Annotated in this window: 19 protein-coding genes, 2 tRNA genes and 1 pseudogene; 6 read left to right on the top strand and 16 right to left on the bottom strand. The window is 59.9% G+C overall.

What is annotated here, in order from left to right:
• Positions 1-23: 23 nt before the first annotated feature.
• On the top strand, positions 24-734 hold the full coding sequence (locus tag JKA62_RS12070) for an SDR family NAD(P)-dependent oxidoreductase (protein WP_011332000.1): 711 nt from the start codon (positions 24-26) through the stop codon (positions 732-734).
• A gap of 58 nt (positions 735-792) precedes the next feature.
• On the opposite strand, the gene JKA62_RS12065 is transcribed toward JKA62_RS12070, so the two are convergent.
• Positions 793-1,059 carry a DUF3077 domain-containing protein gene (locus JKA62_RS12065; RefSeq protein ID WP_011332001.1) on the bottom strand — a complete coding sequence of 89 codons (267 nt, stop codon included), beginning with the start codon at positions 1,057-1,059 and terminating at the stop codon, positions 793-795.
• 457 nt (positions 1,060-1,516) lie between these two features.
• Here JKA62_RS12065 and JKA62_RS12060 point away from each other — a divergent pair, with 457 nt between their 5' ends.
• From JKA62_RS12060 to JKA62_RS12050, 3 genes and pseudogenes are all read left to right on the top strand, one after another.
• Positions 1,517-1,699 carry a type II toxin-antitoxin system HicA family toxin gene (locus JKA62_RS12060; protein WP_041475489.1) on the top strand — a complete coding sequence of 61 codons (183 nt, stop codon included), beginning with the start codon at positions 1,517-1,519 and terminating at the stop codon, positions 1,697-1,699.
• A gap of 33 nt (positions 1,700-1,732) precedes the next feature.
• Positions 1,733-2,158 carry a type II toxin-antitoxin system HicB family antitoxin gene (locus JKA62_RS12055; RefSeq protein ID WP_041475113.1) on the top strand — a complete coding sequence of 142 codons (426 nt, stop codon included), beginning with the start codon at positions 1,733-1,735 and terminating at the stop codon, positions 2,156-2,158.
• A gap of 48 nt (positions 2,159-2,206) precedes the next feature.
• A pseudogene (locus JKA62_RS12050) lies at positions 2,207-2,490 on the top strand (helix-turn-helix domain-containing protein).
• 130 nt (positions 2,491-2,620) lie between these two features.
• Here the strand turns inward: JKA62_RS12050 and JKA62_RS12045 are convergent.
• The 7 genes from JKA62_RS12045 to JKA62_RS12015 all read right to left on the bottom strand — a co-directional run bounded on the left by JKA62_RS12045 (position 2,621) and on the right by JKA62_RS12015 (position 8,142).
• Positions 2,621-2,696, bottom strand: a tRNA-Thr gene (locus tag JKA62_RS12045).
• A 76-nt stretch (positions 2,697-2,772) separates the two neighbouring features.
• On the bottom strand, positions 2,773-3,588 hold the full coding sequence (locus JKA62_RS12040) for an FkbM family methyltransferase (protein ID WP_201817904.1): 816 nt from the start codon (positions 3,586-3,588) through the stop codon (positions 2,773-2,775).
• 344 nt (positions 3,589-3,932) lie between these two features.
• Positions 3,933-5,168 carry a methyltransferase gene (locus JKA62_RS12035; RefSeq protein WP_201817902.1) on the bottom strand — a complete coding sequence of 412 codons (1,236 nt, stop codon included), beginning with the start codon at positions 5,166-5,168 and terminating at the stop codon, positions 3,933-3,935.
• Positions 5,149-5,838 carry an ABC transporter permease gene (locus JKA62_RS12030; RefSeq protein WP_007952568.1) on the bottom strand — a complete coding sequence of 230 codons (690 nt, stop codon included), beginning with the start codon at positions 5,836-5,838 and terminating at the stop codon, positions 5,149-5,151. The genes JKA62_RS12035 and JKA62_RS12030 overlap by 20 nt, the downstream gene beginning before the upstream one ends.
• Entirely contained in the window at positions 5,835-6,530 is a 696-nt protein-coding gene (locus JKA62_RS12025) for an ABC transporter permease (protein WP_201817899.1), read from the bottom strand. Before JKA62_RS12025 ends, JKA62_RS12030 begins: the two co-directional genes overlap by 4 nt.
• Before the next feature lie 78 nt (positions 6,531-6,608).
• Positions 6,609-7,355 carry an ABC transporter substrate-binding protein gene (locus JKA62_RS12020; RefSeq protein ID WP_011332008.1) on the bottom strand — a complete coding sequence of 249 codons (747 nt, stop codon included), beginning with the start codon at positions 7,353-7,355 and terminating at the stop codon, positions 6,609-6,611.
• Positions 7,356-7,368: 13 nt separating this feature from the next.
• Positions 7,369-8,142, bottom strand: a complete 774-nt coding sequence (locus JKA62_RS12015) for an ABC transporter ATP-binding protein (RefSeq protein WP_007897462.1) — start codon at positions 8,140-8,142, stop codon at positions 7,369-7,371.
• A gap of 552 nt (positions 8,143-8,694) precedes the next feature.
• Here JKA62_RS12015 and gabP point away from each other — a divergent pair.
• Positions 8,695-10,086: a GABA permease gene (gene gabP / locus JKA62_RS12010; RefSeq protein WP_201817897.1), complete on the top strand. Its 1,392-nt coding sequence runs from the start codon at positions 8,695-8,697 to the stop codon at positions 10,084-10,086.
• A gap of 71 nt (positions 10,087-10,157) precedes the next feature.
• On the opposite strand, the gene JKA62_RS12005 is transcribed toward gabP, so the two are convergent.
• From JKA62_RS12005 to JKA62_RS11995, 3 genes are read right to left on the bottom strand one after another with little or no spacing between them, the layout of a single operon-like run.
• Positions 10,158-10,610, bottom strand: coding sequence for a hypothetical protein (locus JKA62_RS12005; protein ID WP_011332010.1), 453 nt, complete (start codon positions 10,608-10,610; stop codon positions 10,158-10,160).
• A gap of 6 nt (positions 10,611-10,616) precedes the next feature.
• Positions 10,617-11,030, bottom strand: coding sequence for a hypothetical protein (locus JKA62_RS12000; protein ID WP_007952560.1), 414 nt, complete (start codon positions 11,028-11,030; stop codon positions 10,617-10,619).
• Positions 11,031-11,050: 20 nt separating this feature from the next.
• A complete protein-coding gene (locus JKA62_RS11995) occupies positions 11,051-12,004 on the bottom strand; it encodes an alpha/beta hydrolase family protein (RefSeq protein WP_011332011.1) in 954 nt (317 codons plus the stop codon).
• Between the two features lie 265 nt (positions 12,005-12,269).
• On the opposite strand from JKA62_RS11995, the gene JKA62_RS11990 reads away from it, so the two are divergent.
• On the top strand, positions 12,270-12,719 hold the full coding sequence (locus tag JKA62_RS11990; RefSeq protein WP_011332012.1) for a hypothetical protein: 450 nt from the start codon (positions 12,270-12,272) through the stop codon (positions 12,717-12,719).
• Here JKA62_RS11990 and JKA62_RS11985 read toward each other — a convergent pair.
• The 5 genes from JKA62_RS11985 to JKA62_RS11965 form a co-directional block, all read right to left on the bottom strand.
• Positions 12,716-13,054, bottom strand: coding sequence for a hypothetical protein (locus JKA62_RS11985; RefSeq protein WP_011332013.1), 339 nt, complete (start codon positions 13,052-13,054; stop codon positions 12,716-12,718). The two genes, JKA62_RS11990 and JKA62_RS11985, sit on opposite strands and share 4 nt — an antisense overlap.
• 135 nt (positions 13,055-13,189) lie before the next feature.
• Positions 13,190-13,265: transfer RNA gene (locus tag JKA62_RS11980), tRNA-Phe, on the bottom strand.
• A 104-nt stretch (positions 13,266-13,369) separates the two neighbouring features.
• A complete protein-coding gene (locus JKA62_RS11975) occupies positions 13,370-13,642 on the bottom strand; it encodes an oxidative damage protection protein (protein ID WP_007952551.1) in 273 nt (90 codons plus the stop codon).
• On the bottom strand, positions 13,639-14,706 hold the full coding sequence (gene mutY, locus JKA62_RS11970; RefSeq protein ID WP_201817895.1) for an A/G-specific adenine glycosylase: 1,068 nt from the start codon (positions 14,704-14,706) through the stop codon (positions 13,639-13,641). Before mutY ends, JKA62_RS11975 begins: the two co-directional genes overlap by 4 nt.
• Positions 14,703-16,925 (bottom strand): AsmA family protein, encoded by a 2,223-nt coding sequence (locus tag JKA62_RS11965; protein ID WP_011332015.1) that lies wholly within the window; start codon positions 16,923-16,925, stop codon positions 14,703-14,705. Before JKA62_RS11965 ends, mutY begins: the two co-directional genes overlap by 4 nt.
• Positions 16,926-17,254: the final 329 nt, after the last annotated feature.

The raw sequence follows: 17,254 nt of genomic DNA, 5'->3' as shown, positions 1-17,254 counted from the left end.
ACTTATTGATTGAGGATTTCATCATGAGCAACTCGAAAAAAACCGTCGTTATCACTGGCGCCTCTCAAGGTCTGGGCGAAGGCATGGTCAAGGCCTTCCGTGAACTGGGCTACAACATCGTCGCCACCTCGCGCTCGATCAAGCCGTCGAACGACCCGCAGATCCTGACCATCGCCGGCGACATCGGCGACCCGGCCACCGCTCAACGGGTGATCAGCGAAGGCGTGGCACGCTTCGGCCGCATCGACACCCTGGTCAACAACGCCGGCATCTTCGTCGCCAAACCGTTCACCGCCTACACCCCGGAAGACTACGCGGCGGTGCTGTCGGTCAACCTCAACGGCTTCTTCTACATCACCCAACTGGCCATCGCCGAGATGGAAAAACAGGGCAAGGGCCACGTGGTCAACATCACCACCAGCCTGGTCGACCACGCCATCGACGGCGTGCCCTCGGTCCTCGCTTCGCTGACCAAGGGTGGCCTCAACGCCGCCACCAAATCCCTGGCCATCGAATACGCCAAACGCGGAATACGGGTGAACGCGGTATCGCCGGGCATCATCAAAACGCCGATGCACGGCGAGGAAACCCATGAGGCACTGGGCGCGCTGCATCCGGTTGGACACATGGGCGAAATCGACGACATTGCGCAGGCGGTGGTGTACCTCGATAACGCGAACTTTGTGACTGGCGAGATTCTGCATGTGGATGGCGGGCAGAGCGCAGGGCACTGATTGATCCGGTAACACAAAGCCCTTGCAGCGATGCGAGGGCTTTTTTGTGGGCGACGATTTACGGATCGGAGCTCAGCACTTTGACCGCATCATCGACCAGCGCCTTGCTCAACTCCTGCAAATATTGCGAGGCGCAGGCGTGGAGTTCTGGATCGTTGGCGGCAGAGGTATCTGAGGTGAGCAGTTTGGAAATGTGCAGCAGATGGGATGCGTGGGAGAGGGCGGTGGCGACCGGGACGCCGGGGGTGGTGCGAAAGAGTGCGTGGTTGGACTGAAAGGAAAAATGGGTGAGGCCGAGGGTTTTCAGATCGTGGGGATTGGTCATGGCTTCACCTACCTTTTGTTGGGAGGTGGAAGGGGCAGACTTTGGACGGATCGATGCTAATCATTTGTGAAACTCCCTGTATCAAATGAGGCTGCCAATTCGTTCTCAGGCGAAAGGGTGGCAGCTATGCGCAGGCTGAGAAACCGGAGATACAGGAACCCGGCAGGCTCGAAAGCCTCCCACGCACAGCCGCCATTGCACGGAAATGCAGGCACAAAAAAAACGCCGGCAAACGTGGGTTGGGGCGCTGGTGCGCCTGCATCTTACGCGGATTCTCAGGCCCGGTCGCTGAGTTGGCAGCGACGGGTTTGACGGTAGCTTGAGGGAGGGGGAGAGCGCAATCGTGGCCAGGTGGTGGCGGAGACTAGCGATGTTCCAGATGTGTGGTGCAACAGTTATGTTGCATGCGTAACAGATATGTTGCACATTCGCTCTACCGAAACAGCGAGTGATGCACATGAAGTACAGCGAGTTTCGGCGATGGTTGAAAGCCCAAGGCGTTGAGTTCCAAACCGGCAAGGGCAGTCACTTCAAGGTTTCCTTGAATGGCAAATCAACTGTCTTTCCCGACCACGGAGCCAAGGAGATGGGCGAAGGGTTGAGAAAATCGATAGTCAAACAGCTGGGCCTCAAGGATTGAGGCCCAGCTGTACCCCTTATGAGAGGAAGCGTGATGTTCGAATATGCGTTGGAAGTCCACGAAGAGCCGGGCAGTGTCTGGTTGTCCTGCGCAGAAATTCCAGAGATGCACGCCGCTGGCGACACCCTCGAGGAAGCACTCGACGGCGCTATAGATGCGATGGAAACGGCATTGTCGATTTACGTCGATGATCGCCGGTTGATTCCGACAGGTGATGCGGGAGAGCAGGAAAGTGACGCGGTATTGCGTCTGCCTGCACTGACTGCCGCAAAGGTCGGGTTGTGGAATACGCTTCTGGAGTCTGGGGTGAGCAAGGCTGAGCTGGCACGGCGCTTGGGTGTGCAACGACCCCAGGTAGATCGGTTAGTCGATTTCCTGCATCACTCCAAGATTGAGAATGTTGAGCGTGCGTTGCAGCAGCTTGGACGCCGGATTTTGCTTTCGGTTGAGGCTGCTTAGCTTTATCAACTGAGCGTTGGAGAAAAGTAATTGGATGATGAAATAGCGGTGGTTAATGAACTGGAGCAATTCCAGCAGGACTTGCTGGACTCTGTCCGCCAAATGAAGGCGGGAAAAGCTGCTCGTGTGACAGAGGTGCACTCTCGGCGGCTGCTGAAGCGCGGGCCAAGGTGGGCGTTTCGCAGAGTGCGTTCGCCAAGTTGATCGGTGTGAGTCTGCGGACGTTGCAGGATTGGGAACTGGGTCGCAGGCACCCGACAGGTGCGGCACAGACATTGTTACGTGTTGCTAGCCAGCATCCGGAAGCATTGCGGGATTTGCAGCCAGCCTGAGGTGAAATCGTCTACCGATTGTTCCGATTAAAACTGGCAACACGGTTGCTGATGATCGGAGATGTGGACGTTTTGTGGACACTCCAGAAACAACAAAGCCCCTGCATTTCTGCAGGGGCTTTGTTTTGTATGGTGCCGGCACCAGGAATCGAACCCGGGACCTACTGATTACAAGTCAGTTGCTCTACCATCTGAGCTATACCGGCGTGTGGGCGACGATTATAGCGACTCGGGTGCTTCTGTAAACCCCTGAATTCAGACTATTTTTGCGCCCTCTGCGAATCACGCCCGGCGCAGGACGTTGCGCAGTTTTTGTACAGCGCGCCAGGTGCGGCTGTTTTGCATGGCGCGCAGTTGGGCTTCGGCTTGTTCGGCGCGTTGCAGGGCGGTTTCCAGGGCCGGGTTTACCGGGTGGGCGAGGTTGTGGCCTTTGCACAGCTGGAAGTTGTCGAGGTTGCACGGTGGCAGGTCGAACGCGGGCTTGAGGTTGATGTGTTCGTTGGCGAGGAAGAAGCTGTTGAGGCCGTCGAACAGGACGTTGGTATAGCCGGCGTCGGTCACCAGGTGTTCCCAGGTGTGGTCGCGCTCCCATGGGGTTTCGATGAGGATGATCCAGGGACGGAAGCGGCTGAAGTCCATGCCGCGCAGGACGGTTTCTTCGTGGCCCTCGACGTCGATTTTCAGGAAGTGGATCGGCCGCTCGGCGGCGTGTTCTTCGCAGATCGAAGTCAGTGTGCGTGCGTTGACGGTCAGGCTTTGCACGTCCATGCCAAGGTTTTTGCGTTCTTGCGCGACGACCGGGTCAGCGGTGGACAGGCCGGTGTCGGGAATGCCGTAGAAAGTCAGTTCGCCCGGCTGGTCGCTGGCCACGCATTGCAGCGTGGTGTCGCGGGGGCGATGCTGGCGGAGTGCGTCGTAGTAGTTCGGCATCGGTTCGACGTTGATGCCCTGCCAGCCGCGATCGTAGAAGGCCTTGGTGACCGAGTCGTGGATCGGGTCATTGGCGCCGACGTCGATGTAAAAACCGTTTTCAAAATACTGCAGGGCGCGCCAGAGGCGAACGTCCTCGAAATTCTGTGCGTAAGAAATGAACGTCACGGTCGCTTCCTGTCGGTCAGATTTTTCTTGTTCGGGTGCGCGCTACCTGCACGGCACAGGTCTGTATAGCAAGGGCGGATGGCAGGCGCAATTGCCCGCTGCCGGCGTCCGCGATTCGGCGGTTATGTCCTTTTGGTCGAGGGCTTATGCACAACAGGCTTTGAAGAGGGCGGGCTTAGGCAGGTTTTTGTGGACGGGTTCTCATTTGAGTCGCAAATCCCTGTTTTGCCGGTTTTTTATTTATATGAACAAAAAATGACCAGCGCTGTTAGTGGCCTGAAACAGCCGTGGATATTGGATCCACGATAAATCCATCAACAGAGTTATCCACAGGCTGCGAAAGATTAAGCGCGTTCGGCCAGCAGCAGGAAATTGCGCGGTGTGAGCGGTGCCTCGCAGAAGGTGCCTAGACGTACGATGTATCCCTGTTCGGTGAGGAAAAGAGCTCGGTCAAGATTCAGCCAAAGCTCCAGCGGCCGTCGGAACAGTCCGCGCAGCAATTCCAGGTTGCGAACTTCGGCCAATCGCTGCCAACCGGCGGCTTCCAGTGCTACCCAATCTGGCGCGCCAACTGTGGATAACTCTTTCAACGCTGCCAGATCGTGGCAGTAATCGGCGAACGGTTTGTCCAGCCAGACGCTCGGCAGGGACGGCACCGGCAAGTATTCGTCGACGCCACGCACTTGCCGTTGCAACAGATCGAAAGCCAGTCGGCGGGCCATGGAGGTGTCACGCTGACGTCGGACGCGGGCACCGGCGGTGACCGTTTCGCTCGTCGGCAGGGACAGATCTTCCAGCGAGAGCTGTAGGACGGAGCGTGAACCTGCGGAGGACAACGCCTGATATTCGGTGCGACTGATCCGGTTGTAACAGCACGGTGCAATTGCCAGTTGTCGGCAGCCAGCGGCGGAGGCCAGTTGCATCAGCCGCACATGCAAATCACCGCAAGCGTGCAGGGCGACAGGGGTGTGTTCGGTGTTCAGCAATAAAGCCGTGTCCGCTGCGAGCACATCCTGCTCGACATGCAGCGCATGCAAGTGATGACGCTGACTCAGTGCCTGACCGCTGGAAACCAGCGCCGGGTCGTATTCCAGACAGGTGAGTTGCTGATCGGCGCCGAGCAGACGCCGGCCCAAATGGCCTTTGCCCGAACACCAATCCAGCCAGTGCTTCGGTTGCGCGGCAAACGACAAGCGGCTGGCGAAGGCCTCGATCTGCTGCCATTTGCGCCCCGGCACATCGACATTCAGGCGATGCCCGGCGGCTTCCAGCGAATGTGCAGGCAGCTCACCGACCACACTCAATTCAAGCGACAACGCCGCCAATGAAGCGAACGGCTCCGGCGCATCCAAGAGTTCGGCAGGGTGGTTATGGGCGTTTTCCGCATCTTCCAGCGAACGTCCGCGTAGCCACGAGGATAATTCAGGGTAGGACGCTTCCCATGGCAGTTGCAGATGAGTGAACGGGCGGGGTTTCCACAGCGCCTGATGCGCTGTGAGAAATGTATCCAGTGCCGTGAAACGGGCGAGTAGGGCCTCGCCCGTTAGCACGTCAGAAGTATCAGCGTCCCTGGCACGCATCGACGCGCAGCCAGCGTTCCAGCAGTTTGAAGCCGCGAACCAGCACGTAAGCCATCACCAGATAGAACACGCCGGCGGCGAAGAAGATCTCCACCGGCAGGTAAGTGCGGGCAATGATCGTGCGCGCCATGCCGGTCAGTTCCAGCAGGGTCACGGTGCTGGCCAGGGCACTGGCCTTGAGCATCAGGATCACTTCGTTGCTGTAGGCCGGCAGGCCGATACGCGCGGCACGCGGCAGGATGATGTAGAACAGCGCTTTCGGTCGGGACATGCCCAGCGCCCGCGCCGCTTCGATCTCGCCCGGCGGAATCGCCTGGATCGCCCCGCGCAGGATCTCGGCGATGTACGCCGCGGTGTGCAGGGTCATGGTCGCGGTGGCGCACCAGAACGGATCGCGCAGGTACGGCCACATCGAACTGTTACGCACCGCATCGAACTGCGCCAGGCCGTAGTAGACCAGGAACAGTTGAACCAGCAACGGCGTGCCACGGAAAAAGAAGATATAGGCGTAGGGCAAGGCGCGCACGTACCACAGCTTCGAAGAGCGGGCGATGCCCAGCGGAATCGCCAGCAGCAAACCGGCGATCACGGCGATGGCCACCAGTTCCAGGGTCAGCGTTGCGCCCTGGGCCAGTTTCGGCAGCCACTTGATGATGACTTCCCAATTCATTGAGCGCTCCTCGCGAAGCCGCGTGCGGCGCGTTTTTCCAGCAGGTGCATGCCGATCATCGCCAGCACGGTCAGGCACAGGTACATGAGCGCCGCCACCATATAGAAGGTGAATGGCTGCTTGGACACGGTCACGCCGATCTGCGCGTGGCGCATGATTTCTTCCAGGCCGATGACCGACACCAGCGCGGTATCTTTCATCAGGATCATGAACAGATTGCCCAGGCCGGGCAGGGCGATGCGCCACATCTGCGGCATGATCAATTTGGTGAAGATCCGCCATTTCGACAGGCCCAGGGCCACGCCGGCCTCACGGTGGCCTTTGGGAATGGCGAGGATCGCGCCACGAAACACTTCCGTGGCGTAGGCGCCGAAGCACAGGCCCAGCGCGATGACGCCGGCGGCGAAGGCGCTGAGTTCCAGTTCGGGATTGCCGAGGAACTCACCGAGCGCGCGCATGGCGTTGACCGTACCGAAGTAGATCAACAGCACCCAGAGCAATTCCGGGACACCGCGCACCAGGGTCGAATAGATACCGCCAAGCCATTGCAACGGCTTGTACGGGGAAGTCTTGGCCAAGGCGCCGAGCAGACCGAGCACCAGCCCCAGGCAAAGGGCCGAGAGTGCCAGTTTGACGGTCATCAGCGCGCCGGCGAAGAGCGCCGGGCCGAATCCGTAGAGGTCGATAATCATGGATTTCTTTTCAAATCGCGGCAGGCAAGGCCGGGGATCGGCGCCGTCATTTGGCGGCGCCGATCCGGCAGGTCAGTATCAGTAGATGCTGAACGGGAAGTACTTGTCGTTGATCTTCTTGTAGGTGCCGTCGGCAACGATTTCCTTCAGCGCAGCATTCAGCTTCTCGCGGATCGGGTCGCCTTTGCGTACAGCGATACCGATCTTGTCGCTTTCTTCCACCGGATCGCCCTTGAATTCATAGGCTTTGCCGGCGTCGCTTTTCAGCCACTCGTAGTTGACGTATTTGTCGGCGAGGATGCCGTCCAGGCGACCGGAGATCAGGTCGAGGTAGGCGTTTTCCTGGGTGTCGTAGAGTTTTACTTCGACGCCCGGCATGTTGTCTTCCATGAAGGTACCGGCGAGGGTCGCGCGCTGGGCGCCGATCACTTTGCCTTTGAGGGAGTCCTTGTCGGTCTTGAACTCTTTATCCTTCGGCGCGATGAATTGCAGTTTGTTGGAGTAGTACGGGTCGGTGAAGTCCACCGCGCCCTTGCGCTCGTCGGTGATCGACATCGAGGAGATCAGGAAGTCGAACTTCTTGGCGTTCAGGGCCGGGATGATGCCGTCCCAGTCGGAGGTGACCACGGAGCATTCAACTTTCATCTTGGCGCACAGGGCGTCGCCGATGTCTTTGTCGAAGCCGACGACGTTGCCGCTGGCGTCTTTATTGTTGAACGGCGGGTAAGCCGCTTCGATGCCCATCTTCAGGGTCTCGGCCATGGCACCGGCGCTGAACGCGAGGGTGACGGCGGCGGCCAGGAAGACCTTTTTGTAGTTCTGCATGCGGGTAGCTCCGTTAGCGGTTGCTGGACATGAATTGTTTGCAGCGCGCCGAAAGCGGGTTTTCGAACACCTGCTGTGGCGATCCTTGCTCTTCTACCAGGCCCTGGTGGAGGAACACCACTTCGCTGGAGACCTGACGGGCGAAGCCCATTTCATGGGTCACGAGCAGCATGGTGCGGCCTTCTTCGGCCAATGCGCGGATGACATTAAGTACTTCCTGGACCATTTCCGGGTCAAGGGCGGAGGTGGGCTCGTCGAACAGGATCACCTTGGGCTGCATCGCCAGCGTGCGGGCAATCGCCGCGCGCTGTTGCTGGCCGCCGGAAAGTTGCGCCGGGTAGGCGTGGCGTTTGTCGGCGATGCCGACCTTGGCCAGCAGCGCTTCGGCCACTTCGATGGCTTCGGCCTTGCTCTGGCCGAGCACGCGGCGTGGGGCTTCGATGATGTTGTCGAGCACGCTCATGTGCGGCCACAGATTAAAGTTTTGAAACACAAAACCAATCTCGGAGCGCAGGCGATTGATCTGCTTGCCGTCGGCGGCAACCAGTTCGCCATTCTTGGCGGCCTTGAGCTTGAGTTCTTCCCCGGCGACCAGGATCTGGCCTTGATGCGGGTTTTCCAACAGGTTGATGCAACGCAGGAACGTGGACTTGCCGGAACCGGAGGAACCCAGGATCGAGATCACATCGCCGTCGCGGGCGGTCAGCGAGATGCCTTTGAGCACCTCAAGCTGTCCGTAGCGTTTGTGCAAGTTGCGGATTTCAAGCGCGGGCGTGGCCTCAGCCATGTGCGTTCCTCATATATGTTGCGCTCCTGCTGTTGGTTGGCCTTCCTGGCGAGGCGGCCAAGCTAGCATAGCGTTTCAATGGCAGCCAACAGCGCTACGAGCGGTAAACGGATGGCGTGTGGCAGGTTGTCGCATCGGCGCAGCAGACTGTCGCCCCATCAACAACCGAACGGGTGTTTGAACGTTGATTCCCGTGGGTGTCGCGTAAAAAAAGGCGCGATGTTGCCACCTTTGGCGGGGTGTTGGAAGCGCTAACCGGCCGAACGTTCCTCATTCGCCCTTTTATTGTGCATCCGGTACTTTTTCAGTGTGTTTCTGGTGCGCCGATTCGTTTGAAAAGTGAGTCGCAGGGTAACGCTTTGGCTAAACGCCATTATTCTCAAGGACTTGCGATGACCGTCCGGTCGCGCTGAAAACCGCAGGCCAGAAGAGTTTGAAACATTTTGGCGCATTTATTGCGTGCAGAATCCGGAACGCCCCGTTGGATTCTTTTTACGAGAAGGAACGCCAGACGGGCCGGACGCAATCGCTTTCCTCGCAAAGGTAGTTCCAATGAGCAGTACCCAAAGCTCCAATGGCCTCGAACAGGGGCTCAAACCGCGTCATGTGACCATGCTGTCGATCGCCGGGGTGATCGGTGCAGGTCTGTTCGTCGGCTCCGGCCACGCCATCGCCGCTGCCGGCCCTGCTGTCCTGCTGGCTTACGCCGCGGCTGGCGCGCTGGTTGTGCTGGTGATGCGCATGCTTGGCGAAATGGCTGTTGCCTCGCCTGACACTGGCTCCTTCTCGACTTACGCCGACCGCGCTATCGGTCACTGGGCCGGTTTCACCATCGGCTGGCTGTACTGGTGGTTCTGGGTCTTGGTGATTCCGCTGGAAGCCAACGCCGCCGCGACCATCCTGCACGCGTGGTTCCCCGGTGTGGAAATCTGGGCCTTCGCCCTGATCATCACCATGCTGCTGACCGTGACCAACCTGTTCAGCGTGAAAAACTACGGTGAGTTCGAATTCTGGTTCGCCCTGCTCAAAGTCGTGGCGATCATCGGTTTCATCATCCTTGGCGTCGCGGCCATTTTCGGCTTCCTGCCGAACAGCCAGGTCAGCGGCGTTTCGCACATCTTCGACACCCAGGGCTTCCTGCCGAACGGCATGGGCGCGGTGCTGGGCGCGATCCTGACCACCATGTTCTCCTTCATGGGTACCGAGATCGTGACCATCGCGGCCGCCGAATCGAAGAACCCGGGCAAGCAGATCTCCAAGGCCACCAACTCGGTGATCTGGCGGATCGGCCTGTTCTACCTCGTTTCGATCTTCATCGTTGTGGCCCTGGTGCCATGGAACGACCCGGTTCTGGCCAGCGTCGGTTCCTACCAGACCGTGCTTGAGCGCATGGGTATCCCGAACGCCAAGATGATCGTCGATATCGTGGTTCTGGTTGCGGTGACCAGCTGTCTGAACTCGGCGCTGTACACCTCGTCGCGCATGCTGTTCTCCCTCGGCAAGCGTGGTGACGCCCCGGTCATGTCGACCCGCACCAACAAGAGCGGCACCCCTTACTGGGCGGTGATGCTGTCCACTGGCGCGGCATTCCTGTGCACCTTCGCCAACTACGTGGCTCCGGCTGCGGTGTTCGAGTTCCTGCTGGCCAGTTCCGGCGCCATCGCGCTGCTGGTGTATCTGGTGATCGCGATTTCGCAACTGCGCATGCGTAAACAACGCATGGCTCGCGGCGAGAAAATCGTCTTCAGCATGTGGCTGTTCCCGGGCCTGACCTACGCGGTGATCGCCTTCATCGTGGCAGCCCTGACCATCATGCTGTTCCAGGACGCCCACCGCGTGGAAATCCTCGCGACCGGCCTGCTGAGTCTGGTGGTTGTGGCGACTGGCTTGCTCGTGGCACGTCGTCGCAAGGCAGAAAACCGTGGTGCGGTGGTGTTGAACTGATCCGTATCGCGTAATGCAAAACGGCCGCTTGTCAGTGATGACAAGCGGCCGTTTTTGTTACTGCGAGCGGTTTATTCGCTCTTTTCTTCCTGCGCTTCCACCGACTGACCGTAGGTGTCCAGCGCAATCCCGAAATCGCTGATGAACTCCGGTTCGCTCAGCCAGGCCTGGGCGGTCTCGCGATCCATTCCATCGGCCCACATGCGGTAATCGATCAGCATGTCGGCGGCCAGGTGAGTGGCGGCCATGCCTTCGTTCTCGGCGTTTTCCATGTCCAGCAGATCAGGATGATCGACGATGATAAACGCCAGCTCACGCAGCAGCGTCAGCAGCATTTCATTGCGGCTGACGGCTTCGGCGTCGCGCATCTTGCTGAACATCGCCAAGGTGTATTCCGGGATCGGCTCGGCCAGATGGCCAAGGTCATCGTCCTGCGCCAGGGGTTTGCGACCGACCATGCGGATCTGCTTGGCTTTGGCCTTGGCGCGTTTGGCGCGTTTCTGTTGCTTGTTCAGGGATGCCATGGGAACTCAGTTTTTCTGTTGGGTTTGTGCGGCGATTGCGTCGGACGCGGCCACATAGTCTTTTTGGAAATCCGGCGATTCGATCCACGCCAGAGCGCCAGCCTCGTCAGTCTCGGTGGACCACTGGCGGTACTCGATCAGCGCGGCGAGGATGAAGTCCATTGCGCCTTCTTCGCCTTCCTGCTCGTACACCAGCTCCAGCAACGGGTCTTCGAGGAACGCGGTGCACAGGGCCTGCTGGCTGATCTTCTCGGCGTCGATCATTTTCTTGAACAGTTCGGTGAGGTCCACTGATTCGAAATCGATGCGGTCGTCGTTCGGGTCCAGCTCGACCGGCGCTTCCGCACGTTTGGTGCGGTTCTGCTTGGCCTTGGTCTTGGCCCGGGCGGCGCGTTTTTGCTGCTTGTTGGCGGAAGCCATGGTGTGTGTTCCGTGGTGCGTTAAAGGGCTTGGCTGCGTGGGATCTTGCGCCCCGGTGTGTCGGAGGCCAGTTCGCCGGTCTGCAGCCAGGTCAGAGCGATGGGCCATAGTGTGGCTTGGTATGCGCTGCGAAAAAAGGCGAAATGTCCGACTTGCTGTTCGCCGATGTCCTGCGGCTCGATTCGCAGGTGGGTCTTTTGCGCATTGTGGAAGTAAGCCAGCAGGCGTTCGATGGCGGGAATCGTGCCGTAGGGATCGTCGCTGATGCTGATTGCCAGGGCTTTGGCCCGGACGTTGGCGAAGGGCAGGTTGCGGATCGTTCTACCGCTCGGGCGCCGCTCATAACGCGCGGCCGGCGTGCTCCAGTCGCGCACCACGCCGGCGGGCGTATCTTCCAGCCAGCCAAGTCGTTTGCCCGGAAAATATCCACAGAGCAGCGTGACCAGCGGCATCAGCAGATGCCATTTGCCGAACATCCGCCAGCGGTGCCCGGGCGCGTAATCGCGCCAATAAGCGAATTGCGCGCCGACCGTCACCAGTCGTCGGATTACCTGTCCGGAGGCCCCCAGGCCTGCTGCGCAGCCACCGAAGCTGTGCCCGACCACATCGATAGGCTGACCGGGAAACTCTCGCTGCGCGCGTTTGAGCATCGCCTCGAAATCCAGCGCGCCCCAATCCGTCCACGAAGCCTGCAAATGCCGCATCGACTTCGGCTGCGACTCGCCAATGCCCCGGTAGTCGTAAATGATCACGTCGAACCCATTGGCGAACAGATACGCCGCGAAGCGCGAGTAGTGGCGGCATCGCACGGATGTGGCGGCGTTGATGATCACCACCGGGCGTTGTGGGTCCGGTGAGGCGTGACGCCAGGTGAAACCGCCGAGCAGATAGCCGTCGGCGGCGGGCTCGTGGAAGGGCTCGCTTTCAATGTCGGATGCTTGGCCAAGTGGAGGTGGCGCACTTTGTAGGTTCATGGGTTTCGAGCCTGGCTAGGACGGGTCGAGAATGAACTTCAGGCGGGATGTAGCGCAATGATTTGGCACGCAGTGCATACCGGATGGAAGGTTCGATAAGGCGCTCGCCAATTCGTGACGCAGTGCGTCATGAATTGGCTGGGAAATACTTCAGTAGTCCTTTTCGCATTCAAGGCAACTCCCAATCGTTCTAAAACCCACCCCGCAAGACAAAATCTAAAAAGAGGTAACGATTGGGCTCCGCGAGAGCCCGGGAGTCGTCCTCATGAAACGCGTTCTTTCATTCGTGCTGCCCGTTGCCGCTGCGGCGGTGCTGCTGTTTCCGATCATGGCGCAGGCTGCGAGTCTGGAGCCGATCGACAGTTCCGCTGTGCAGGTTCAGCAGCAAGAGCAAAACGGTGTTCGCTATCTGGCCGGCGGGATTGGTGAAGATGAATCGAAAGCCATTCAGCAATCCGCGGGCTACAACCTGCACATGACGTTCGCTGTCGGCATGCAAAATCAATACACCGCTGATGTCGATGTGATGATTCAAAAAGCACCCGGCCAGACCGTGCTGACGCTGAATCAGACCGGGCCATTGGTGTACGTGCAGTTACCGCCCGGCAAATACACGGTCGTCGCGACGCGCAATGGTGAAACGCGCCGGGATGCGGCGGAAATTGGCGGCGGTGCTGCGCGCAATCTGGTGTTCCACTGGAACGACAACAGCTAGCGTTGCTGACGGTCGCGCCGGGATGGCGCGACCGTTGCCGTGCGGCCCAGCCAGATCAATACCCAGGCGGCGCCCGACAGAAAGAGGGCGAGCAGGCAATGCGCGGCGACGGCAAACCAGAAGCTGCTGGGTTGTGTGGTCAACGAATACACGGCGAAGCGTTTGCCGCGTGCCATGTTGCCGATGCGCCCCTGAATCAGGCCGTCCACGGTTTCATAGGCGATCAGGCCGATGCACAGGATCAGCACCAGGCCGAGCGCGATCATCAGCCAGTCGGTACGTTTTACGGGCGGCGCGGGATGGGGCAGGGGAACGCGGGTTCTTTTCTGGTTCATCGCGGGATGACCCTCTTCCGTAAGGGTTATGCAACGTATCGCGAATTTCGGCCTGCAAGAAGGGCGGGATCGGGCCGTCATCAAATCGCAGGCATAAAAAAACCCTGAATCTTGCGATTCAGGGTTCTCGGTATTTGGTGCCCAGAGACGGAATCGAACCGCCGACACGGGGATTTTCAATCCCCTGCTCTACCGACTGAGCTATCTGGGCAACGGGGCGCATTAAAAGGGTTTTTCGGATTTACGTCAACGAATTTTTTAAAATTTCTTAAATTAATTCCGTCGCTTACGATCCGACCCCCGATTTCGCGGGGTTTACTCTGCAGGCGGAACGTAGCCTTCGGCCTGAGCGTATTCCTCGCCGGAGAAGTACTTGTCCATTTCGCCCTGAAGAAATTTGCGGTCTTCGGCGTTCATCATGTTCAGGCGTTTTTCGTTGATCAGCAGGGTCTGGTGTTTCTGCCAGTCCGCCCAGGCCTTGGCCGAGACGTGTTCGAAAATATCCTGGCCCTTGGCACCCGGGTACGGTGGGCGCTCCAGACCTTCGAGTTGTTCTTTGTACTTGCGGCACATTACGGTGCGGGTCATGTCGACTCTCCTGCATTCAAGACGGCGGCCGCGCGTTCGAGCAAGGTCTTTACCGGGGCGGCGAGGCCCAGGCGCGGCGGGGTGGCGAGGTTATACCAGAGCCAGTCGGCCTCGGCCACGTGACCGCCGGCTTCCTGAACCTGAACCAGCCAGGGTTCGATGGACAGCTGGAAGTGGCTGAAGGTGTGGACCAGGCTCGGCAGCGCCTGCTGCTCGCCCAGTTCCAGCGAGTGCTGCGCGGCGAGGTGTTGCAGGTCGTCGAGGTCGTCGAGTTCCGGCAGGCTCCACAAACCGCCCCACAATCCGTTGGACGGGCGGCGATAAAGCAAAATCGCGCCATCCTCGTTGGCCAGCAGCGGCATCAGCGTGCGCTTCTGCGGGATGGCTTTGCGCGGCTTGGGGATCGGATAGCGTGTCTCCAGGCCGAGCATGTGCGCTTCGCAACCCTTTTTCAGCGGACACAGCAGGCAGCTCGGTTTGCTGCGGGTGCAGAGCGTGGCGCCCAGGTCCATCATCGCCTGGGTGTAGGCGTTGACCCGATCCTGCGGCGTGAAGCGCTCGGCGTTGGCCCACAGTTGCTTGGCGACCTTCGGCTCGCCGGGATAGCCCTCCTGCGCGGTAAAGCGCGCCAGCACCCGTTTGACGTTGCCGTCGAGGATCGGCGCGCGCAGGCCCATGCTGATGCTGGCGATCGCGCCGGCGGTGGACAGGCCGATGCCCGGCAGCTCGGTGAGCTTCTCGACATCCCGGGGGAACTCGCCACCGTACTGGCTGACGACGATCTTCGCGGTCTTCTGCAGATTGCGCGCGCGGGTGTAGTAACCCAGCCCCGTCCACAGGTGCAGCACTTCGTCTTCCGGCGCTGCGGCCAGGGCTTCGACCGTCGGCAGTGCGGCCATGAACCGGTCGAAGTAATTGAGCACGGTGCTGACCTGGGTCTGCTGCAACATGATCTCGGACACCCACACCCGATATGGGTTGATGTTCTGTTGCCAGGGCAAGTCATGGCGACCGTGGCGGTCGAACCATTCCAGTACCGCCGTGGAAAACTGCTCTGCTCTCATCGCTTGAACAGCCCCTTCAATGCGTTTTTCAGTTCCGGGCTGACTTTATCACCCAGTTTTTCGTCGATTTTTTCGCTGAGCTTGTCGCCGGCCAGTTTGCTCGCGACCTGGCCCATGCGTTCGTTGTCCACGCGGCAGGCCTTGGCGCCCAGTTCCAGTGGGCCACGGCAACGCAGCGGCCATTCGATGCCGACGAATTTGTCGCCGACCTGGCAGGCCGGATCCGGCATGGCGCTGGTGTCGCCTTCGACGATGATGCCGACGCGGTAGTCCATGCCCAGCACCCTAAGGTCGATATCGCCGTCACCGTTGACGCTCATGCCGGGGATGCGCACTTTCAGATCCGGGTTGCTGGCCAAGCCGTTGCGGAAGGTCAGGTTGCCCTTGAGCTCCTGGAACGGTGTGTCCTTGCCGCGCGGCTCGCCGCTCAGGGATTTACGGTTGAGGGTGGCGATGCCCTTGCACAGTTGCTGCTCAAGGTTGGCGTTGAGCAGCACGCCGTTGTTGATCACGAAACTGGCGTTGCCGTTGAGGGTTTCGATCAGCGCCTGCTGGCTGTTGCCGCTGCCGGTGACGGTGCTGGTGAGATTGACCAGACCCTTGACCGGCGGGTTCTTGCCCTGGCTTTCGAGGATTTTCTCCACTGGCACGCGGTTGATCCGGGTTTGCAGGTTCAGCACCGGCGCGTTCTGGCGCACGTCCAGTGTGCCCTTGGCTTCGAAGTCGCCGTTGTACAGCTCGCCGCGCAGGTTCTCCAGAGTCAGCAGGCCGCCCTGGCCGGTCGCTTTCAGTGCGGCGTTCTGGATCGGCAATTTGTCGAGGGTCAACTGGCCGAAGGTCAGGTCAGCGTTCACGTCGAGCTTGCTCAGGCGCTCGACCGGGAACAGGCGCTCGGTGCTCCAAGCGCTTTTGCTCGGTTTCTCCGGCAGCGGTGTGCTGCCGGCACCCGCCATCGCATCGGCCTCGGTACTGGCGACTTCGGCCTGACGAACCTGAGTGGCGTTATTGGCTTTTTCCGATTTCGGCGGCAGGTAGCGGTCGACGTTGAAGGTGTCGGCCTTGAGGACCGCCCGCAGCGATTGTTTGGCGAAATCCTCGACGGCGATGCGGCCACTGAAACTGCTGTCGTCGAGTTTCAGGTTGATGTTGTCCAGCGCCAGGCTGGTCGGCGTCGCGGCGACACGGCTGACCAGTTCAACCTTGCTCAGGCTGCCTTCGGCCATGGCTGGCAGGGTCTGGCCGATGCTGTCGACGAATTTCGCCAGGTCGAACTGGGCGATGGAAATCCCGCCGCTGATCTGTGGGGTCTTGTCCAGGTCGTTGGCCTTCAGCTCGCCGAGGGCACGCAACTGATTGACCGACAGTTTGATGCCGGTCCATTCGGCGACGTTGGCGGCCTTGTCCAGCAACAGTTGGCCCTGGGCGGCAAAGGTCACGGTCTTGCCTTGCAGCGGATCGCCGGCGACTTCGCCGGACAGCTTCAGGTCTTCGAACTTGTAGCGTTGCAGGGCGCGCTCGAAGCGCAGCTCGCCGTTGAGCTCGGTGCGCACCCGCAGCACTGGCTGGTTGGTGCCGAGGAACGCGGTGGCCTTGACCGGGATGTTGGTTGAATCGTGAACCGCGCCGGTGCTCAACTGGATGCTTTCGGCGCTGAATTGCTTGCCGGTCAGCTCGTCGTTGTATTCCACACGGGCGTTGTTGACGGTCAGGCTGTCGATGTCGAGGCGGATCGGCTGGGCCGGTTTTTCCACCGGGGCCGGTGTTGCTGGAGAGGCTTCCCCAGCGGTCGCAGGCGGTGTGCTGCCGGCGGGAGCCGGCACCTTGCCGATGTCTTCCCAGTTACCGTGACCATTCTTGTCACGGTTCAGACGCAGGTTCAGGCCTTCGACACGCACGTCGCTCATCTGCACTTCGCGGCGCAGCAGCGGCAGCACGCGCACGGACAGGCCGAGCATCTGCAGGTCGGCGAACGGTTCGGCAGGTTTGGCCAGGGTCGCGACGCTGGCCTCGTGCAGTTCCAGGCCGAGCCACGGGAACAGGCTCCAGCCGATGTCGCCATTGAGCGTCAGCTCGATGTGGGCCTTGTCGCGGGCAATCTGGCGGATCTCGTCTTTGTAGTCGTTGGGATCAAACAGGTGGGTCAGGGCGAAGCCCGCCGCCACAATGATCAGCAACAGCCCGAGAAGTACCAGACCCAGGATTTTGCCGAACGCTTTCATGGGCGAGTCCTTGTAAGTAGTCGAATTCGTAATTTAGCCGGGGAGTATAGCGCTGCATCAACCCGCGCTGTTGCGGTGTCCCGTACAGCCTGCTGAACCGTGATGTACAGCGCTTCGACAACGATCGGCATCGGGGTTCCCCGGCGTCATGAGATCAGATGACTCAAAAAAGGTGATATCAGTTTGGTTTTTCTGTCACGTGCAAATGGTAACCTTCGCCCGTTCGTCCGCCCATCTGCGACTTAACGTCGCGCTTTCAAGGAGCTTCACCCGTAAAAAACGGTCATGCCTGCGTGCATAAAGGCCGGGGTGGGCAGTGGCTGGCGAAC

Origin of the sequence: Pseudomonas sp. B7 (assembly GCF_016735645.1) — a bacterium.
Classification (GTDB): Bacteria; Pseudomonadota; Gammaproteobacteria; order Pseudomonadales; family Pseudomonadaceae; genus Aquipseudomonas; species Aquipseudomonas glycinae.
The sequence above is the reverse complement of the archived record's forward strand: the minus strand, read 5'-3'. Positions and strand labels throughout refer to the sequence as shown.

What these genes read in the sequence shown, in the direction of transcription:
- JKA62_RS12070 (WP_011332000.1), top strand. Translation starts at nt 24, where the DNA reads ATGAGCAACTCGAAAAAAACCGTCGTTATCACTGGCGCCTCTCAAGGT.
- JKA62_RS11965 (WP_011332015.1), bottom strand. Translation starts at nt 16,925, where the DNA reads ATGAAAGCGTTCGGCAAAATCCTGGGTCTGGTACTTCTCGGGCTGTTG.
- JKA62_RS12035 (WP_201817902.1), bottom strand. Translation starts at nt 5,168, where the DNA reads ATGCGTGCCAGGGACGCTGATACTTCTGACGTGCTAACGGGCGAGGCC.
- JKA62_RS12030 (WP_007952568.1), bottom strand. Translation starts at nt 5,838, where the DNA reads ATGAATTGGGAAGTCATCATCAAGTGGCTGCCGAAACTGGCCCAGGGC.
- JKA62_RS12025 (WP_201817899.1), bottom strand. Translation starts at nt 6,530, where the DNA reads ATGATTATCGACCTCTACGGATTCGGCCCGGCGCTCTTCGCCGGCGCG.
- JKA62_RS11975 (WP_007952551.1), bottom strand. Translation starts at nt 13,642, where the DNA reads ATGACCCGCACCGTAATGTGCCGCAAGTACAAAGAACAACTCGAAGGT.
- gabP (WP_201817897.1), top strand. Translation starts at nt 8,695, where the DNA reads ATGAGCAGTACCCAAAGCTCCAATGGCCTCGAACAGGGGCTCAAACCG.
- JKA62_RS11990 (WP_011332012.1), top strand. Translation starts at nt 12,270, where the DNA reads ATGAAACGCGTTCTTTCATTCGTGCTGCCCGTTGCCGCTGCGGCGGTG.
- JKA62_RS12015 (WP_007897462.1), bottom strand. Translation starts at nt 8,142, where the DNA reads ATGGCTGAGGCCACGCCCGCGCTTGAAATCCGCAACTTGCACAAACGC.
- JKA62_RS12000 (WP_007952560.1), bottom strand. Translation starts at nt 11,030, where the DNA reads ATGGCTTCCGCCAACAAGCAGCAAAAACGCGCCGCCCGGGCCAAGACC.
- JKA62_RS12060 (WP_041475489.1), top strand. Translation starts at nt 1,517, where the DNA reads ATGAAGTACAGCGAGTTTCGGCGATGGTTGAAAGCCCAAGGCGTTGAG.
- JKA62_RS12055 (WP_041475113.1), top strand. Translation starts at nt 1,733, where the DNA reads ATGTTCGAATATGCGTTGGAAGTCCACGAAGAGCCGGGCAGTGTCTGG.
- JKA62_RS12020 (WP_011332008.1), bottom strand. Translation starts at nt 7,355, where the DNA reads ATGCAGAACTACAAAAAGGTCTTCCTGGCCGCCGCCGTCACCCTCGCG.
- JKA62_RS11995 (WP_011332011.1), bottom strand. Translation starts at nt 12,004, where the DNA reads ATGAACCTACAAAGTGCGCCACCTCCACTTGGCCAAGCATCCGACATT.
- mutY (WP_201817895.1), bottom strand. Translation starts at nt 14,706, where the DNA reads ATGAGAGCAGAGCAGTTTTCCACGGCGGTACTGGAATGGTTCGACCGC.
- JKA62_RS12005 (WP_011332010.1), bottom strand. Translation starts at nt 10,610, where the DNA reads ATGGCATCCCTGAACAAGCAACAGAAACGCGCCAAACGCGCCAAGGCC.
- JKA62_RS11985 (WP_011332013.1), bottom strand. Translation starts at nt 13,054, where the DNA reads ATGAACCAGAAAAGAACCCGCGTTCCCCTGCCCCATCCCGCGCCGCCC.
- JKA62_RS12065 (WP_011332001.1), bottom strand. Translation starts at nt 1,059, where the DNA reads ATGACCAATCCCCACGATCTGAAAACCCTCGGCCTCACCCATTTTTCC.